Annotated in this window: 13 protein-coding genes; 8 read left to right on the top strand and 5 right to left on the bottom strand. The window is 61.9% G+C overall.

The window, feature by feature from the left end:
• Positions 1 to 197: 197 nt before the first annotated feature.
• On the bottom strand, positions 198 to 1,121 hold the full coding sequence (locus tag FJT57_RS01340) for a sugar phosphate isomerase/epimerase family protein (protein WP_144901009.1): 924 nt from the start codon (positions 1,119 to 1,121) through the stop codon (positions 198 to 200).
• Between the two features lie 178 nt (positions 1,122 to 1,299).
• On the opposite strand from FJT57_RS01340, the gene FJT57_RS01345 reads away from it, so the two are divergent.
• On the top strand, positions 1,300 to 2,073 hold the full coding sequence (locus tag FJT57_RS01345) for an SDR family NAD(P)-dependent oxidoreductase (RefSeq protein WP_144901010.1): 774 nt from the start codon (positions 1,300 to 1,302) through the stop codon (positions 2,071 to 2,073).
• 150 nt (positions 2,074 to 2,223) lie between these two features.
• Here the strand turns inward: FJT57_RS01345 and FJT57_RS01350 are convergent, their stop codons facing one another.
• Both FJT57_RS01350 and FJT57_RS01355 read right to left on the bottom strand, forming a co-directional pair.
• Positions 2,224 to 2,991: an IclR family transcriptional regulator gene (locus tag FJT57_RS01350; RefSeq protein ID WP_144901011.1), complete on the bottom strand. Its 768-nt coding sequence runs from the start codon at positions 2,989 to 2,991 to the stop codon at positions 2,224 to 2,226.
• Positions 2,992 to 3,780: 789 nt separating this feature from the next.
• On the bottom strand, positions 3,781 to 5,136 hold the full coding sequence (locus FJT57_RS01355; RefSeq protein WP_144901012.1) for an amidohydrolase family protein: 1,356 nt from the start codon (positions 5,134 to 5,136) through the stop codon (positions 3,781 to 3,783).
• A 269-nt stretch (positions 5,137 to 5,405) separates the two neighbouring features.
• Here FJT57_RS01355 and FJT57_RS01360 point away from each other — a divergent pair, with 269 nt between their 5' ends.
• The 3 genes from FJT57_RS01360 (at position 5,406) to FJT57_RS01370 (ending at position 9,133) form a co-directional block, all read left to right on the top strand.
• Positions 5,406 to 6,671, top strand: a complete 1,266-nt coding sequence (locus FJT57_RS01360) for a CaiB/BaiF CoA transferase family protein (protein WP_144901013.1) — start codon at positions 5,406 to 5,408, stop codon at positions 6,669 to 6,671.
• A gap of 152 nt (positions 6,672 to 6,823) precedes the next feature.
• Entirely contained in the window at positions 6,824 to 7,711 is an 888-nt protein-coding gene (locus FJT57_RS01365) for a fumarylacetoacetate hydrolase family protein (protein WP_144901014.1), read from the top strand.
• An 84-nt stretch (positions 7,712 to 7,795) separates the two neighbouring features.
• Complete coding sequence (locus tag FJT57_RS01370; protein ID WP_144901015.1) at positions 7,796 to 9,133, top strand: aminomethyltransferase family protein; 1,338 nt, start codon at positions 7,796 to 7,798, stop codon at positions 9,131 to 9,133.
• A gap of 87 nt (positions 9,134 to 9,220) precedes the next feature.
• Here the strand turns inward: FJT57_RS01370 and FJT57_RS01375 are convergent, their stop codons facing one another.
• The gene (locus FJT57_RS01375; protein ID WP_144901016.1) at positions 9,221 to 10,222 is read right to left on the bottom strand and encodes a TatD family hydrolase; all 1,002 of its coding nucleotides are present in this window, start codon (positions 10,220 to 10,222) and stop codon (positions 9,221 to 9,223) included.
• Between the two features lie 156 nt (positions 10,223 to 10,378).
• Between FJT57_RS01375 and FJT57_RS01380 the strand changes: the two genes are divergently transcribed.
• The 3 genes from FJT57_RS01380 (at position 10,379) to FJT57_RS01390 (ending at position 13,387) form a co-directional block, all read left to right on the top strand.
• Entirely contained in the window at positions 10,379 to 11,422 is a 1,044-nt protein-coding gene (locus tag FJT57_RS01380; protein ID WP_144901017.1) for a WD40/YVTN/BNR-like repeat-containing protein, read from the top strand.
• 135 nt (positions 11,423 to 11,557) lie between these two features.
• The gene (locus tag FJT57_RS01385) at positions 11,558 to 11,830 is read left to right on the top strand and encodes a PhlB family protein (RefSeq protein ID WP_144901018.1); all 273 of its coding nucleotides are present in this window, start codon (positions 11,558 to 11,560) and stop codon (positions 11,828 to 11,830) included.
• A 249-nt stretch (positions 11,831 to 12,079) separates the two neighbouring features.
• Positions 12,080 to 13,387 carry a thiolase family protein gene (locus tag FJT57_RS01390; RefSeq protein ID WP_238993875.1) on the top strand — a complete coding sequence of 436 codons (1,308 nt, stop codon included), beginning with the start codon at positions 12,080 to 12,082 and terminating at the stop codon, positions 13,385 to 13,387.
• A gap of 73 nt (positions 13,388 to 13,460) precedes the next feature.
• Here the strand turns inward: FJT57_RS01390 and FJT57_RS01395 are convergent, their stop codons facing one another.
• Positions 13,461 to 13,868: a DoxX family membrane protein gene (locus tag FJT57_RS01395; protein WP_144901019.1), complete on the bottom strand. Its 408-nt coding sequence runs from the start codon at positions 13,866 to 13,868 to the stop codon at positions 13,461 to 13,463.
• Positions 13,869 to 14,116: 248 nt separating this feature from the next.
• Between FJT57_RS01395 and FJT57_RS01400 the strand changes: the two genes are divergently transcribed.
• Positions 14,117 to 15,295, top strand: a complete 1,179-nt coding sequence (locus tag FJT57_RS01400) for a thiolase family protein (protein ID WP_144901020.1) — start codon at positions 14,117 to 14,119, stop codon at positions 15,293 to 15,295.
• Positions 15,296 to 15,520 lie beyond the last annotated feature (225 nt).

Raw genomic sequence — 15,520 nt, forward strand, 5'->3', positions numbered from 1 at the left:
TGCCTCAAATGCGGATTCGTGTAGAATCCATTACCAATAGGCTCTGAAACCCGGCGCATCGGCTTCGAACTCAAGAAGGGGACTTTTCGCACACTCGATAGTCGGTTGGCCACACACTCGAGAAGCCGCTGTGTCCACACACTCGGTAGCACAGTGTGTCAGCCTTCATCAGATCGCACGCGCGCCGTCCCGCCCCTTTACGAATCGGTGAACATGATATCGGAGAGGAACTTCGTAGATTTCTCGATTCCCTCGTGTAACGGCTGCGGCGTATTCAACTGCTGAATGCTGACGGGCCCGTCGTACCCGACGAGATCGAGCGTCGAGATTATGTCGCGCCACTCCGACTCACCGTGTCCGTACCCGACGGCGCAGAAGGCCCACGACCGATCGAGTTTCGCATCGAGCGGCGTCATGTCCCACACGCCCTGCAGTCGCTTCCGTTCGGGATATTCGACGACGTCGGAGGTCTCGAAGTGCATAATCGCGTCGTGCTCGGCCAGATACCGGATCGACGCGACGGGGTCGATGTCCTGAATCCAGAGATGTCCGGGATCGACGTACGCACCGATCCGATCGCTCGTCTCCTCGATGAGCCGGACTATGGTCGGGGGGCTATTCACCAGCATGTTGACGTGGATTTCGATCGCGACATCGACGTCGTGGTCATCGGCGAACGCACCCAGCTCGGTCCAGTACGGGATCGCGACCTCCTCCCACTGGTATCGATAGTGATCGGCTTGGTCTCCCGGCGGAACCGGCGCGACGATCCAGTTCGGCGTTTCGTCGTTCGGTCCGCCCCCCGGGAGCCCCGAGAATGCCGACACCGTGTCCACGCCGAGTTGATCGGCCAGTCGGATCGTGTCTCTGAGCAGTTCGTCGGCCTCGGCGGCCCGTTCATCGATCGGATGGAGCATATTGTGACCGGTCGCTCCCAGCATCGAGAGGTCGATGTCGTGAGCGTCGAACGTCTCCAGGAGTTCGGCTTGCGCCTCCGCATCGTCGAGATACTCTTCGGGGTCACACCGCCAATCGATGCTTTCGACCCCGAGGTCGCCGAGGAACGTCAACGTCTCGTCTAGCGGTTCCTCGAACGGCAACGTCTGCACACTCAGATGCATACGGTGGCTGTCGAGGGGATCTAAATAAAACTACCTCCGTTGTGTACGACTATCGCACCGATTCGCGCGCTAGTGAAACCGCAGCAGGAACCGTGGCTCGGGATCGGATGTACAGATAACGAACACGAATCCTCACGCTATGCAAATGTTTTTTAGATCCACAGGAGTCTGTCGAGCTATGCTTTCGGGCAAGACAGCGTTCATCACTGGTGCCAGTCAAAATATCGGCCGGGAAATCGCTCGCACGCTCGCCGATCGGGGTGCAAACGTGGCGGTGGCCGCCAGGAGCGACGGGATCTACGAGACGGCGGATCTGATCGACGACCCCGATCGGGTACTCCCCATCCAGATGGACTTAGTCGACGACGGGATGGTCGAAAACGCCATCGAGGAGACCGTCGAGACCTTCGGCGGGCTCGACGTGCTCGTGAACAACGCGGGCGTGCCCGGCCCGACGAGCCCCATCGACGAGACCCGAATCGACGAGTGGGAACACGTCCTGGACATCAACCTCCTCGGACAAGTGCGGACGATACGAGCCGCCGCGCCCCACCTCCGAGAGAGCGATGCCGGACGGATTATCAATATCTCGTCGACGGCGGCGAAAGACGTCGTTCCGAGCAAATCCCCCTACAACACCTCGAAATCCGCCGTGATCGGGTTGAGCCGGTCACTCGCCGTGGAACTCGGAGCGGATAACGTCACGGTCAACGCCATCTGCCCCGGAGCCACCGACGGCGAGCGGATCGAACGGTCGATCTCACAGCAGGCCGAAAATATGGGCGTGTCATTCGAGGAGGCGAAAGAACGGCTGTTCACCGGCAGCGCGGCGTTGGGCACGCTGATCGAACAGCAGGACACGGCGGCGCTCGTCGCGTTTCTCGCGAGCGACGAGGCTCGATACATCTCAGGACAGGACATCAACGTCGACGCGGGTGCCTGCTTCGAGTGACTGCCGACGGTAGAATGACGGTCCGCGTTCGAGCAACGCCGATATTCGACTACCTCTCGTGTTCGAGTAACGGTCGGTTTGGGCCTCGCGCGTATGGCGGCGAACCGCTACTCGACGACTCCGCGGCCCGGTATCCGTGATCCGCGGCGCTCAGCTATGTTCGATGTGTAGTTCGAGTTCGTTCGTCGCCGCTAGGACGAGGTCGACGAGTTCGTCCTCGATGCGCTCTCGCTTCAGACGCGTCGCAGGGCCCGAGACGCTGATCGCGCCGATCGGGTCGGACTGGCGCTTAGTCACCACGGCGGCCCCGATGGCGTGGACTCCAGCCGTCGATTCTTCGAGGTTCAGTGCGTAGCCCTGCTCGCGAATCCCATCGAGTTCCTCTTCTAACCGCGTTGTATCGGTGATAGTGTTCGGTCCGGTCTGGTTCATCGAGATCGATTCGAGGATATCGCGCTGGACCGATTTCGGGGTGTGAGCGAGAATCGCTTTGCCAGCGGCACTCGCGTGAATCGGGCCGCGGCGGCCGATGTGGGCTCCTGTCTGGACGGGATTGTCGCCGATTTCGGTGTAGAGGTACACACGATCGGTTTCCTCTCTGACGATGAACTGCGCCCGTTCGTCGGTGAGGTGGGCGAGATCGTCGATTTTCTGTTTGATCATCGAGTAGCCTTCGATCTGTCGCCGAAGCTGGCCACCGACGGTGAGAAACTTGAAGCTCAGCCGATAGGTTGTCCCGTCCCTGATCACGTACCCGTTTTCTCGCAACGTCGTCAGGTGTCGGTGGACTGTGCTGGTCGCCAAGTCGAACCGCTCCTCCAACTCCTCGATCGTCGCGGGTCCGTCTTCCAGTAACTCCTCGACGATGGACAGGGACGCTTGGGTCGTTTTCACCCCGGTATTGGTGTGCTGAGCCATACCGTAGTTATCTCCCCACACATTATAAATTTCCCGATATACGGAATAGAACCTAGTCAGAGACTACTAGAAAGGTACAGTCTATCGATTTTATATCTATCAGCGTGTACCGTCCAACCGATCATCCTCCCATAAATCGAAATTGTGATCCTTCTGTTCCGAGAACCCGGCTGTGACGGCGTGTTTTTCGAGCTCATTTTCGGAATAGCGCCCGTTCGAATCGTGAGACAGTGGATAGACATTACACGAGTATGTTTGTAACGTTATGGTTCGATAGAGATATCGAACTGCCGCGTTCGGCCCCCCGAGAGATGCTTCGAAACGGTGTTCCCGAGAACGGGCCAGTCAGTAGCGGTATCGAGTGATCCGCTGGAACTCACTCGTGGGGAACACAATCCCGAATATCGGGAAATCAAGTGTACCAATATGAGTACCGATCCGATTCGAGTACTCTGTGAGCTCTAACGGCTTAGAGATCACCCGTTAGCGCGGAAACGGGAAATAGAACCCCGCCACCGTCTGAGATCGTATCGAAGAATGTTCGCCTTGGTAGCACCGAACTAGATGCATTAGTCCGGTTAGAAAGTGAATTACAGTGCTAGTAGATCGATGGGAATGGCAATTCCCGTTATACGGAATTAATGGCTCACCCAACGGTCCGAGCTGTAATATCAAATATAATACAATATTGTCGTTAATCCTTTCAGCCGTGGCGTTTGTACGACATCACCACCGGTGCGAGAATCGAGACGGTGTCGAAAACTTCGCAACTGGGCTTCGAGAGCGATTCTACAGGTCGATCCCCGCTTCGTCGATCAAACGCCGTCCGGAGTCGACGAACCGGTCAAACTCTTCTCTTACGGCGGGATTCAGCAGTTCACCGTCGCGCTTGACAACGTCTCCGTCGACCAACACCGTGGAGATGTGTGACGGATCCGACTGGAATACGACCGTCTGAATGGGGGAGTGAGACGGTGCCGTTGTGAAGTCGTTAGCGTCGATCAGAATGATATCCGCGCGTTTACCCGGGGTGAGGGTGCCGATCTCGTCTTCCATATTCAGCGCCTTCGCGCCTTCGATGGTCGCGAATTCGAGCGTGTCTCGGGCCGTCGTCTGAACGGCAGTGACCTCCTCGTCGCTTTCGAGGACCTCCTGGTTCTCGAACATCCGCTGGACCTGCATCCCGATGCGCATCTGGCTGCCCATATCGCCGCTGATGTTCGAACAGACGTCGACGCCCCACGAGACGCGCCCTCCGGCGTCGAGGACCTTCTTCGTGACGGGGATTCCGTGACCCATCTGCATCTCGACTTCCGGGGTGGACGAGAAGGAGACGCCCTGATCGACGGCGTGCTGGACGTCGTCCTGCGCGAAGTGGTTCGCGTGCGCGACGTTGACGTCGGGACCGAGCATATCCTTGATGGCGCCGAAGCCCTGATAACCCCCGCCGTAGACCGACGACGGCCACAGCGCGGCACCCATGTGGACCGTCGAGAGTGCCCCCAGCTCCCGTGCCAGTTCCAGGTCCCGCCGGGCGGTCTCGTCGGTACAGAAGTCCGGCCCCCGGAGCCCGAGCGCCAGACTGAGCAGGTCGTCGTCGCGGATCTTCTCCTCGTGGAGCTCTCGGATGTTCGCTTCGGGGAGGCCGACGTCGCTCTCGAACCACCACTTCGCCGCGTCGTCACCCGGCGGACCGTAGGTGTACACCGCACGCAGTCCGACGTCCTTCAGGGCATCGAGGGCCCGCTCGCCGTGTTCGAGCGTGTTGGGGTACGACCAGTCCAGGGCCGTGGTCGTCCCCGTATGGAGCTTCTCCAGCGCGCCGAAGAGACCGCCGAGGTACATGTCCTCGGGCCGGTAGAGCCCGGTGATGTTGCCGAGCATGTGGTCGAAGTACTCGCCCATAAGCGACCAGTCCCCGGCGATGCCCCTGACCTGGGTCTGTGCGAGGTGAATGTGGGAGTCGACGAACCCGGGGAGCACGATCTGATCGCTCGCGTCGATCACCTCGGCGTTCGACGCGGTCAGTCCGTGGCCGATTTCGACGATTTCGCCGCCGTCGATCCGTACGTCTGCTTCCTCCAGGGTACCGACGTCCGGATCCAAAGAGACGACCGTCCCGTTTCGAATGATCTTTTCTGTCATTCCACGTCGATGATTCGAGCAACAGGATAAATATTCTATGGTAACGGTAGTCACGGGGAAGAAGCGGGGAATACAGCCATTCAGACGGCATCCCGTTCTCTCTGTGAAGCCGTGGTATCGAGTGCGGCGCGATTCCGAGTAACGGCCCAGAAACGTTCCCCACCGAGAGTGGCGTTTGCACCTTCGTACTCGCCCGGTGGCAGGTCGACTCCCGCGCGAACTGCCAACCGGAGCGTACATTTATATGGGATGGTTTGATATCAGGGGTTATGGCAGCCGATACTGGCCCGTCAGCCAGATCCATCCTAGACGACGTGACTGTCCTGGACCTCACGACGTTCGTCACGGGGGGGTTCTCTACGCTGATGCTGGCAAATCAGGGCGCAGAAGTCATCAAAGTTGAGCGTCCGGAGATGGGCGATACCCTTCGGCACTCGGGCCCGCCGTTCGTGGAGTCACAAGCCCAGAGCGAATACGGGCGGACCGCGTCCGAAGAGGGCGAATCGCCGTATTTCTGGACGGTGAACAGCGACAAGCGAAGCATCGAGATCAACCTCCGATCGAAGGAGGGTCGATCCGTCCTCTACGATCTCGTTGCGGAAGCGGACGTCGTCATCGAGAACTACCGACCGGGGACGGCCGAAAAACTCGGCGTGAGTTACGAGGACCTCAAACCGCACAACGAGGAACTCATCTACTGTTCGATATCGGCGTTCGGCGAGACCGGGCCGTGGAGCGATCGACCCGGATACGACCTCCTCGTCCAGGGGATGAGCGGGATTATGGAGGTGACCGGAGAGGAGTCGGGTCCGCCGGTGAAAGTGGGGATTCCGCTCACCGATCTGATCACCGGGATGTGGGCGAGTTTCGGAATCGTCGGCGCTCTCTATCGACGCGCGCGAACCGGCGAAGGCGATCGGATCGAACTGGGAATGCTCGACGCGACGCTCCCGTGGTTGACGAAACAGGCCGGAAAGGCGTTCGTTGGCGAACGGCCGACGCGGATGGGTACTCGCGACCCCGTCCTCGCTCCGTACCAGACGTATCCCACGGCGGACGGCTATCTCAACGTCGCGTGCGGGAATCAGAAGATCTACGAGGAACTGTGTGAGGCCCTCGACCGCCCGGACCTCCTCGCCGATCCCCGGTTCGAATCGAACAGCGCCCGCGTGAAGCATATGGACGCGTTGGAGGAGGAGTTGACGGAAGTATTCGAGGCGCAGACGACCGAGGAGTGGGTCGAGGAACTCGCCGAGGGACGCGACCTTCCCGTGGGGCCGATACACTCGGTGTCGGAAGCGCTGGACAACCCACAGACGCGCGCGCGTGATGTCATAAAGCGGATCGAACATCCCACCGCGGGCGAGATGTCGGTGATCGACCATCCGCTCAACTACACCAACGCGGAATCGGGGTTCTCGCGACCGCCACCGCTGCTCGGTGAGCACACCGATTCGATCCTCCGGGAGCTGGGATACGACGAGGAAGCGATCGACGAGTTGAGATCGACGGGCGCGATTCCGGATCACGAGTAGCCGGTTCTCACCCCGCAGTTCGCCAGGGACGGAGAGTCGTCCCCTGGGTCCAGGCGGAAGTCCTCGGGTGCGCCGCGACGCGACTGATCGAAGCAGTCGAGCGACTAATCGAAGCGGTCGAACTATATACGGGTAGCGACAACGTGGTACCGATGCGCATAGGACAGTTTTACGACGACGACCCTTCCGAGAGTTGGGTCGGCGTGGCACGTCCGGACGGCACCGTAATCGACCTCGCGACCGCCGGGAACGCGGCGGGCATCGAGATACCCTCGCGAACGCGGGCACTGCTCGAACAGTGGGGGTGGCGGCGAAAGGCCGAACTCGCCGTCGAACACGCGGCGGAGACGGGCGTCGGTGTCGTTGACGCCGGGTCGGTATCACGCGCGGCCCCGCTCACAGAGCCCAGCAAAGTCGTCTGCGTCGGGTTGAACTACCGCGACCACGCCGAGGAAGGGGACAACCCGATCCCGGACGAGCCCGTGTTGTTCTCGAAATTCCCTACGTGCGTGAACGGTCCCAACGGGGCGATCACGTGGGATCCCGACCTAACCCAGAAAGTCGACTACGAGGCTGAACTCGTCGTCGTCATCGGGCGCGAGGCCCGCAACGTCGATCCCGAGGAGGCCCACGAGTACGTCGCGGGATACACCGTCGGAAACGACGTTTCCGCGCGGGATCTCCAGCACGGCGACGGCCAGTGGGTGCGCGGCAAGAGCCTCGATACGTTCGCCCCGATCGGTCCCGACATCGCGACGCCGGAGGAGGTCGACGACGTTCACGATCTCGACATCTGGACCGAAGTCAACGGCGAGCGACTCCAAGAGTCGACGACGGCGAACCTGATCTTCGGCATCGACGAACTGATTTCGTTCTGTAGTCGGGCGTTCACGCTCGAACCCGGCGATCTGCTCTTTACCGGAACCCCGCCGGGCGTCGGCGTCTATCGCGAACCACCGGTACTGCTGGAGGACGGCGACACAGTGACCGTCAGTGTCGACGGACTCGGCGAACTCACGAACCACTGTCAGTTCAACTGAGACGGCCCGAGAGACGGGACGTTTCGACGCGGATTCGTTGCTTCTTCCACAACAATTAATAATAGGTTATGAGATAGCTTCGCTATGGACAACCACAGTCCTGACCGAGAACCATCTTCCGTCGCAGCGGCGATGCGAGCGGCGAACAGGCGAGAGGACTACGGCGGGCGTCGGGGGTTCGAGTACACCCATTGGATCAAAGAGCAGATGTCCTGGAAAGAGTCGTGCTACCTCGGCGACTGGTCGTTCCTCGCGAACCTCAAACTTGAGGGCCCCGAGGCGATCGACCTCCTCGCGGATCTCAGCATCAACTCGATGGAGAACTACGAGATGGGCCAGGGAAAGCACGTCGTTCAGTGTAACGAGAACGGTGACGTCCTGGCCGAAGGGGTGTTGGTCCGATCCGGAGAAGAGGAGTTCATCGTTCACGGCGTTCCCGCGTATTGGACCGCGTACAACCTCGAAAACGGGGATTACGACGCCACGATGGAGTACCGGGACACGTTCAACATCGGACTGCAGGGCCCGAACACGCTGAAGGTCCTCGACGACTTGGATGGGGACCACGACCTCCGGTCGGTCGACTTCATGCGGTCCGGGTGGCTCACCATCGAGGGCGTCGAGATCCGCGCCGTTCGCTTCGGGATGTCCGGCGAACTCGGGTTCGAGCTACACGGTCCCGGCGAGCACAAAGAGGACGTCTGGGAAGCGATCAGGGAGGCCGGTGCGGAGTACGGGCTCCAGCGGCTCAGTGTCAAGACGTCCTCGATCAACCAGCTCGAATCGGGGATCCCGTCGCGGGTACGAGACTACGTTTCGGCGATCTTCACCGACGAACTCGAGGGATACCGCGAGTACCTGAAGGAGACTGCGACGAGGGATCTCATCACGCATCCCGTCGAAGGGAGCTTCGACGCCGACGATATCAGCGGGTGGTATCGGAACCCCGTCGAACTCGGGTGGGGACGGTACATCAAAGACGATCACGACTTCGTCGGCCGCGAAGCCATCGAGGCGGAGATGGAAGACCCCGAGCGAACGCTCGTGACGCTGCGGTGGAAACCCGAGGACGTCGGAGAGGTGTATATGTCGCTGTTCGCCGACGGAGACACGTTCAAGTACATGGATATGCCGCATCAGCAGAAGCGCGCGATGGTCGCCGACCGCGTCCTGAAAGACGGTGAGGACGTCGGCGTCGCGACGATGCGCGGGTACAGCTACTACTTCCGAGAGATGCTCTCGCTGTGTACGATTGACCCCGAGTACAGCGAACCGGGGACCGAAGTAACCGTCCTCTGGGGCGAGGGAAAGAACCCGAAGAGCCCGACCGTCGAAGACCACGCGCAAAAGGAAATCACGGCCACGGTCGCGCCTACTCCATACAAGGAAGACCACCGGAAAACGGACCTGTCGAACTCGTAACGAAGTAGTTCACACTCTTTCTCTCGAACTCACGGCGAAACTCCCTGCTCTATTCGGGGTGAAACTACCTGCTGCATACGCCTCGTGTTACAGATCGAGGTCGAACATCCGCTTCGGCGTGTCGAAGACGACGGTTTCGATGTCGGACTCGTCGACGCCGAGGCGGTACAGTTCGAAGACCGCGCGCTTGAGGGCGAACGGGTCCGAGCGGAGCACGTTCGCGCAGTCGGTATCGATCATAATCCGATCGGGGCCGTACTCCCGAATCGCCGCGGCGACCGTAGAGGGCGAGACGCCGGTGAGCCACGGCGCGCCGATCGTGAAACTGGCGTAACAGTCGGTTTGCTCCATCAGATACTCGACGTTGTTCGGATCGGCGTGGGAGGCGACGATCCGCGATTCGGGGAGTCCCGCGCGGTTCGCTGCCTCGACGTCGTACTTCACCGCTTCGAGCTCGGGATTCTCTGCCTCGTACACCGGGGCCTGTGACAGCGACGAGTTGCGCTCGTAGCCGTGGAGGCCGATCCCCGGACGGCGGTGTTCGTCGTCATTCAGACGGGTCGGCGTGTGGAGGATGACCGGCAGATCGTGTCTCGCGGCGACGTCCATCTGGGCTTCGAGAACGTCCATCTGCTCGTCGAGCGCCCATGCGCTGACCTGCTGTGACTGTCTGATTCCGATCTCTCCCACGGCGACGACCTCCTCCAGCGCGCAGTAGTCGTTCATCGCGTCGACGAGGCTCCGGGCGTCCTCGACGCGGACGCCGGTTTGCACACCGACAGCGAGTTTCGCCTCGTAGAAGTGGTTTCGCTCGATGATTCGGTGTCGGTTGATCGCGTCGTCCCACAGGAACCGAACGTCCGCCGGACGAACGGGCTTGTACGGGGTCCAGTGGTTGCCGGACGCCACCATCACCATCGCACGACAGCCCGAGAGTGCGTACCGCTCGCGGTCGCTCCACGAGAGCGTGTGAGCGTGATTGTGGCTATCGATCCAGGGGAGATTGAGGAGCGACGTCGGGAGGTCGACGTCGTCGGCTTCGGGGTACGCCGCATCGGTCGGCCGATGCGTGGGTGATCCGGGGGTCATACCCGAATCGACGGCTGGCGGCGCAAAGAGTGTTTGGAGATGGGCGCTGAGCCGGGTGGTTCGGGGCTCGAACGGTGCGGTGTCCAACGACAACAATCGCGACAGAGTGCGTCACTGTACCATACATTTATGAGGGATTATTTGATCTATTAGCGTATGGCATTACTGATCGGTACTGACGCGGGTCTGTATCGAGTGGACGACGTTCCATTCGAGCGCGACGACGTCGAAAAGGTACTCGACTGCGAGGTGGTGACGGCGGTGCAGACGTTCGATCACGCGGAAGGCGTCTTCGTCGCATCGACGACGGGGGCCTATCGATCCCGCGACGGCGGGGACACCTGGGAGGATCTTGAGGTTCCCCTGGGCGATCGGTTCTGGCACGCCGGGACGAGTGAGGTGTGGTCGATCCTCGCCACGCCGGAGGCGCTGTACGTCGGAACGAACGATCCCTACATTTTCCGCTCGGTCGACGACGGGGAGACGTGGGCGGAACTCAAGGGGTTCCGAGAGCTTCCCTCCCGCGGGCACTGGGAGTCGCCGATCGACCCTCACTACGCCCGCCTCCGCGTTCTCGAATCCGTTCCGGGCCGTCCGGAGCAGTTGATCGCGGGCGTCGAGGCCGGAGGGATCCACATCAGTCGCGACGGCGGCCAGACGTGGCTCGACCGACGGGACACCATCGTCGACGACGTCCATCACGTCCTCCCCATCACCGAGGACGTCTGGCTCGCCGCGACGGGCTACCTCGACCACAACTTGGAGAACCTCGGGCTCGGACACGCGGTCGCGGACGGGGGGCTCCACCGAACGGTCGACGGCGGCGACTCGTGGGAGCGCCTCGACGTCGGGAACGATTTCTCGTACATCCGACGAGTGTTCATCCACGACGGGACCGTCATCTTCAGCGGTGGACAGGAGGCGCCCCCCGCCTGGGTGAACGACGAGCACGAGTCGGCGCTGTTCGAGTCGACGAATTTCGGCCGCGATTTCGAGCGGGTGTCCTACCCCGGCGAACCGCACGAAGTCATCGAAACGTGGGCGGTCCACGACGGCGACGTCGTCTGCGGCTCGGGCCTCTTCGACGTCCCCGACGCGCGCGACGACGTCGAAGGGCGCATTATGCGTCGCGACGACGACGGCACCTATCACACGGTCGGACGGCTCGACGCGAACGTGAGCCGCATCGAACCGGTGTAAACTCGGACTGACCGATGTGAGCGCGAATCGGGCCGATGTGAACACGGTCGGCCCGGCATTGGTGGATTCCTCGATAGACACACCCCCGCAGCGACCTCCGATCACACGCGATCCGGCGATGACAACCAACGACAGATGAACTCGAAGCAAGCCGACGAGAACAGTCCACGGACAGATCACCTCGACGAGGCGGCGCTCGATGCGCCCGTATCCACGGAGACCGCCGATTTCGTCACCTGCGAGAACTGCAAACGCGTCTGGTACTACGACAGAGCGGTCTGCCCGAACTGCCGCGGCCGTTCGTTCGAACGAACCCCTTCGGAGCAGGGAACTGTCGTGGCACGGACTACCGTCCACGTCACCCCCGACGGCGTTCCCCAACCCCTCGACCTCGGGCTCGTTTCGTAACGCGAGGGAGGTCACGTCCTCGGACAGCTGGCAGACGAGACCATCTCCCGCGGGCAGTCCGTCGTCCTCGCAGGAGCGCACGAACTGCGTCTCGAGGGCGACGGATCGGTCACGACGGGGCCGAAGATTCACGCGGTCGGCGGCGACGCCGACGCCGAGATCGACGTCGACGGATCGCGATAATGAACGTGAGAACCGCGATGACAGGCGTCGAGGTGCCGCGATGGTGAACAGGATTCGGTTCCACCGATGACGACCGGAGACGCGATGGCGGTCGATGAACGATCTCCCGACCGCGATCGGGAACCGTGGATCACCGGTGCCGGAATGACTCCGTTCAGCGGCGAACACGATGAGCCGCTCGATAAACTGCTCGAAAACGCGTCGCTCGCGGCGCTAGACGACGCGGGGGTCGGTCCCGAACAGCTCGATCTGGTGGTCGTCGGGAATATGGCCGCCGAGGCGTTCTCGCGGCAGTCCGGACTTGCCAACATCCTCGTGGGGTCGCTCGGGGCGTATGGGGCGAGCGCTCGACGCGTCGAAAGCACCAGCGCCAGCGGCGCGAGCGCGTTCGAAAGCGGCGTTCGAGCGCTCCGGTCGGGAGCGGCCGACTACGCGTTGGTCGTCGGCGGCGAGAAGATGTCCACGGCCTCGACCGCTCGTTCGACCGAGATCGTCAGTCGAATCACCCACCGGCGGGAGCGCGAACAGGGCGTCACGTTGCCCGGGCTCGCGGGGCTCGCGGCGGACGCGTATCTCGATCGATACGGAGCCGGACGGGAGGAACTCGCTCGCGTACCGGTGAAGAACCACCGGAACGCGGTCGAAAACGAGGTCGCACACTTCCGAAAGCGCATCGACGTCGACGACGTGATCGCTTCGCCGCTCATCGCCGAGCCGCTTCGGCTCTACGACTGCTGTCCGACGACCGACGGAGCCGCGGCGGTTGTCCTGCAGTCGGGAGCCACCGGGATCGACAACCGAGCGGACGGTGCCAACGACCTGACCACTACATCCGATGACGCTACCGCTACACCCGACGACGCTACCGCTACACCCGACGACTCGATTCCCACGCCCAGAAGCGCAGCCGTCCGCGTCGCGGGGGTCGAAAGCGCGGTCGACACCCACGCCGTCGGCGATCGGCCGGACGTGCTCTCGCTCGGGAGCGTCGAACGGGCCGGGATGCTCGCGTTCGAGTCGACGGATCTCACGCCCGGAGACGTCGATCTCCTGTGTCTCCACGACGCGTTCAGTATCCTCGAATGGCTCGAACTGGAGGCGCTGGGCTTTCACGACCACGGCTCCGCGTGGGAAGCGACCGTCGAGGGAGTGCACGACGTCGACGGGGCGCTCCCCGTGAACCCGGGTGGCGGACTCAAAGCCCGCGGGCATCCGATCGGCGCGACCGGGCTGTCCCAGATCGTCGAAGCCGTCTGGCAACTCCGCGGCGAGGTGCCCGCCGAACGAGCCGTTGCGAATCCGTCCGTCGCATTGGCGCTCAACCTCGCGGGGTTCGGGAACAACGCGGTCTGTACGTTACTCTCACGGTCGTAGTCAGCCGAGAAAAGCGGGAACCTGTCGCCCGGCGTTGACCGCACGAACGGGAGTTCGCCCGGATCGGGGGCGACTATCTGTTTCGCAGCGCTTCTCGGAGGAAGACGATCGAGGCTCCGATGAGCGCGATGTTCTTCGAGAAGTGGATCTTCTGGTTCGCGCGTTCCTTGCCCTCGAAGTCCCAGAACGAGTGAATCGACGGCGTCGTCGAGACGAAGAACGCGACGATTCCCGCGGCAGCGAATAGCGGCCACGCCCAGAAGACGAGCAGCAGGCTCGATACGAGCAGCAGGCCCGTCGCGAGGGGAACCAGTAGTTCGGGAGCGGGAACCCCGCTATCGCGGGCGATTTCGACGCGCTTCTCATTATTCTTGAACCCGTCGACGCTCATGTACACGAGCGTCCCGCCGAAGAGGAGTCGACCCAATCGTGACGGTGCCCGCGTTTCCGCATCCACCCCGGCTTCCTCACTCTCGCTCATCGGCACCCCGCCCGTTGGTACGGTCTCTCCCGTCGCCGCGTTGTTGTCGAAGCATCTCGACAGATAGATGCGCGCGATCCGGTATAGGTGCTTCGCTCGCTGAGAGGCGCTCCCCTCGCTGTGGAGTTTCCGCTCGCGGTGGAGCCGACGGAGAGTCCTCGTATCTGAGTCACTCTCGAAATCGGCTCTCTGAGGCAATTCTCCGAGGGGACCGATGAAATAAAGAACGGAGGAGCCGTACCGATGGTATGGAGCGGATTGTGCTTATCGACGGCGCGAGGACACCCCACGGAACGCTACTCGGCTCGCTATCGGACGTGGAGGGGATCGAACTCGGTCGCACTGCGATCGACGGTCTCCTCGATCGGACCGGCGTGTCCGGCGAGGAAATCGACTGGGTCGCACTCGGGAACGCGATCCAAGCCGGTATCGGGCAGGTCCCCGGACGCCAGGCGGTGGTCGAATCGGCGCTCCCGAACGACACGCCGACGACGACGGTCAACGAGGCCTCCGGATCGGGATTGCGCGCGATCACGCTCGCGGCCGACCGTCTCGCGTCGGGGCGTGCCGACGTCGCCATCGCCGGAGGGTTCGAGTCGATGACGAACGCGCCGTGGATCCTGCCCGACTATCGCAAGGGACGTCGACACGGCGACGTCACGATACGCGATTCGATGATTCTCGACTCTCTGTGGGACGTGAACCTCGACCGCCACATGGGCGAGATTGCGGAGCAATTGGTCGACAGACACATCGACACCTACGACGTTTCCCGGGAGGCGCAGGATCGATACGCGCTCGGGAGCCACCAGCGAGCGGCCGCGGCCATCGAAGCGGGACTCTTCGACGACGAGATCGTTCCCGTCGAAGCGCCGACCGGCACCGTCGACACCGACGAGGGCCCGCGGCCGGATTCGACGATGGACGACCTCGCCGCGCTGCCGACCGCGTTCCGCGAGGACGGGACCGTGACGGCGGCGAACGCCTCGAAACTCTCGGACGGCGCGGGCGTCGTACTGCTCGCCACCGAATCGGCCGCCGAGGAGTTAGGCGTCGAGCCGATGGCCGAACTGGTCGACTACCGGTACGTCTACCGCGATCCCGACGAGTTCAACGAGGCCGTCGGCGACGTCGTCGAGCGGACACTCGTCGAGAACGATCTCACTGTCGAAGACATCGGCACCTTCTGGGTCAACGAGGCCTTCTCCGCACAGGAGGTCTACGTGATGGAGCACCTGTCGATCCCCCGCGAGAAGATGAATCCCCGCGGCGGTGCCGTCGCATTCGGCCATCCGATAGGTGCGTCCGGCGGAATGATCATGGCGTCGCTGGCGTACGAACTCCACGACGAGGGCCTCGAGTACGGAATGTCGGGAATGAGTATCGGCGGCGGCGGGTCCGTGATGTCCCTGTGGAAGCGGTGCTGAGGGAGCGATCTAAGCCAACGTCGGGCGCCTCCACGGAGTCTCGACTATGAAGGGGAATACTATATAAAATACCTAAAAAATCTATTCCAGTACTCTTATGATATATACATTCTCAATATACATCTCGTAGATTATCTGCCGTGAAATGGCAGTACACGTCATATCTGAGGCTTATTCCAGATCTGTATATTATTAAGACAAATATACTACTACACACCAATCAGA

The organism is Halobellus captivus (assembly GCF_007655485.1).
In the GTDB taxonomy this organism is placed as follows: Archaea; Halobacteriota; Halobacteria; order Halobacteriales; family Haloferacaceae; genus Haloquadratum; species Haloquadratum captivum.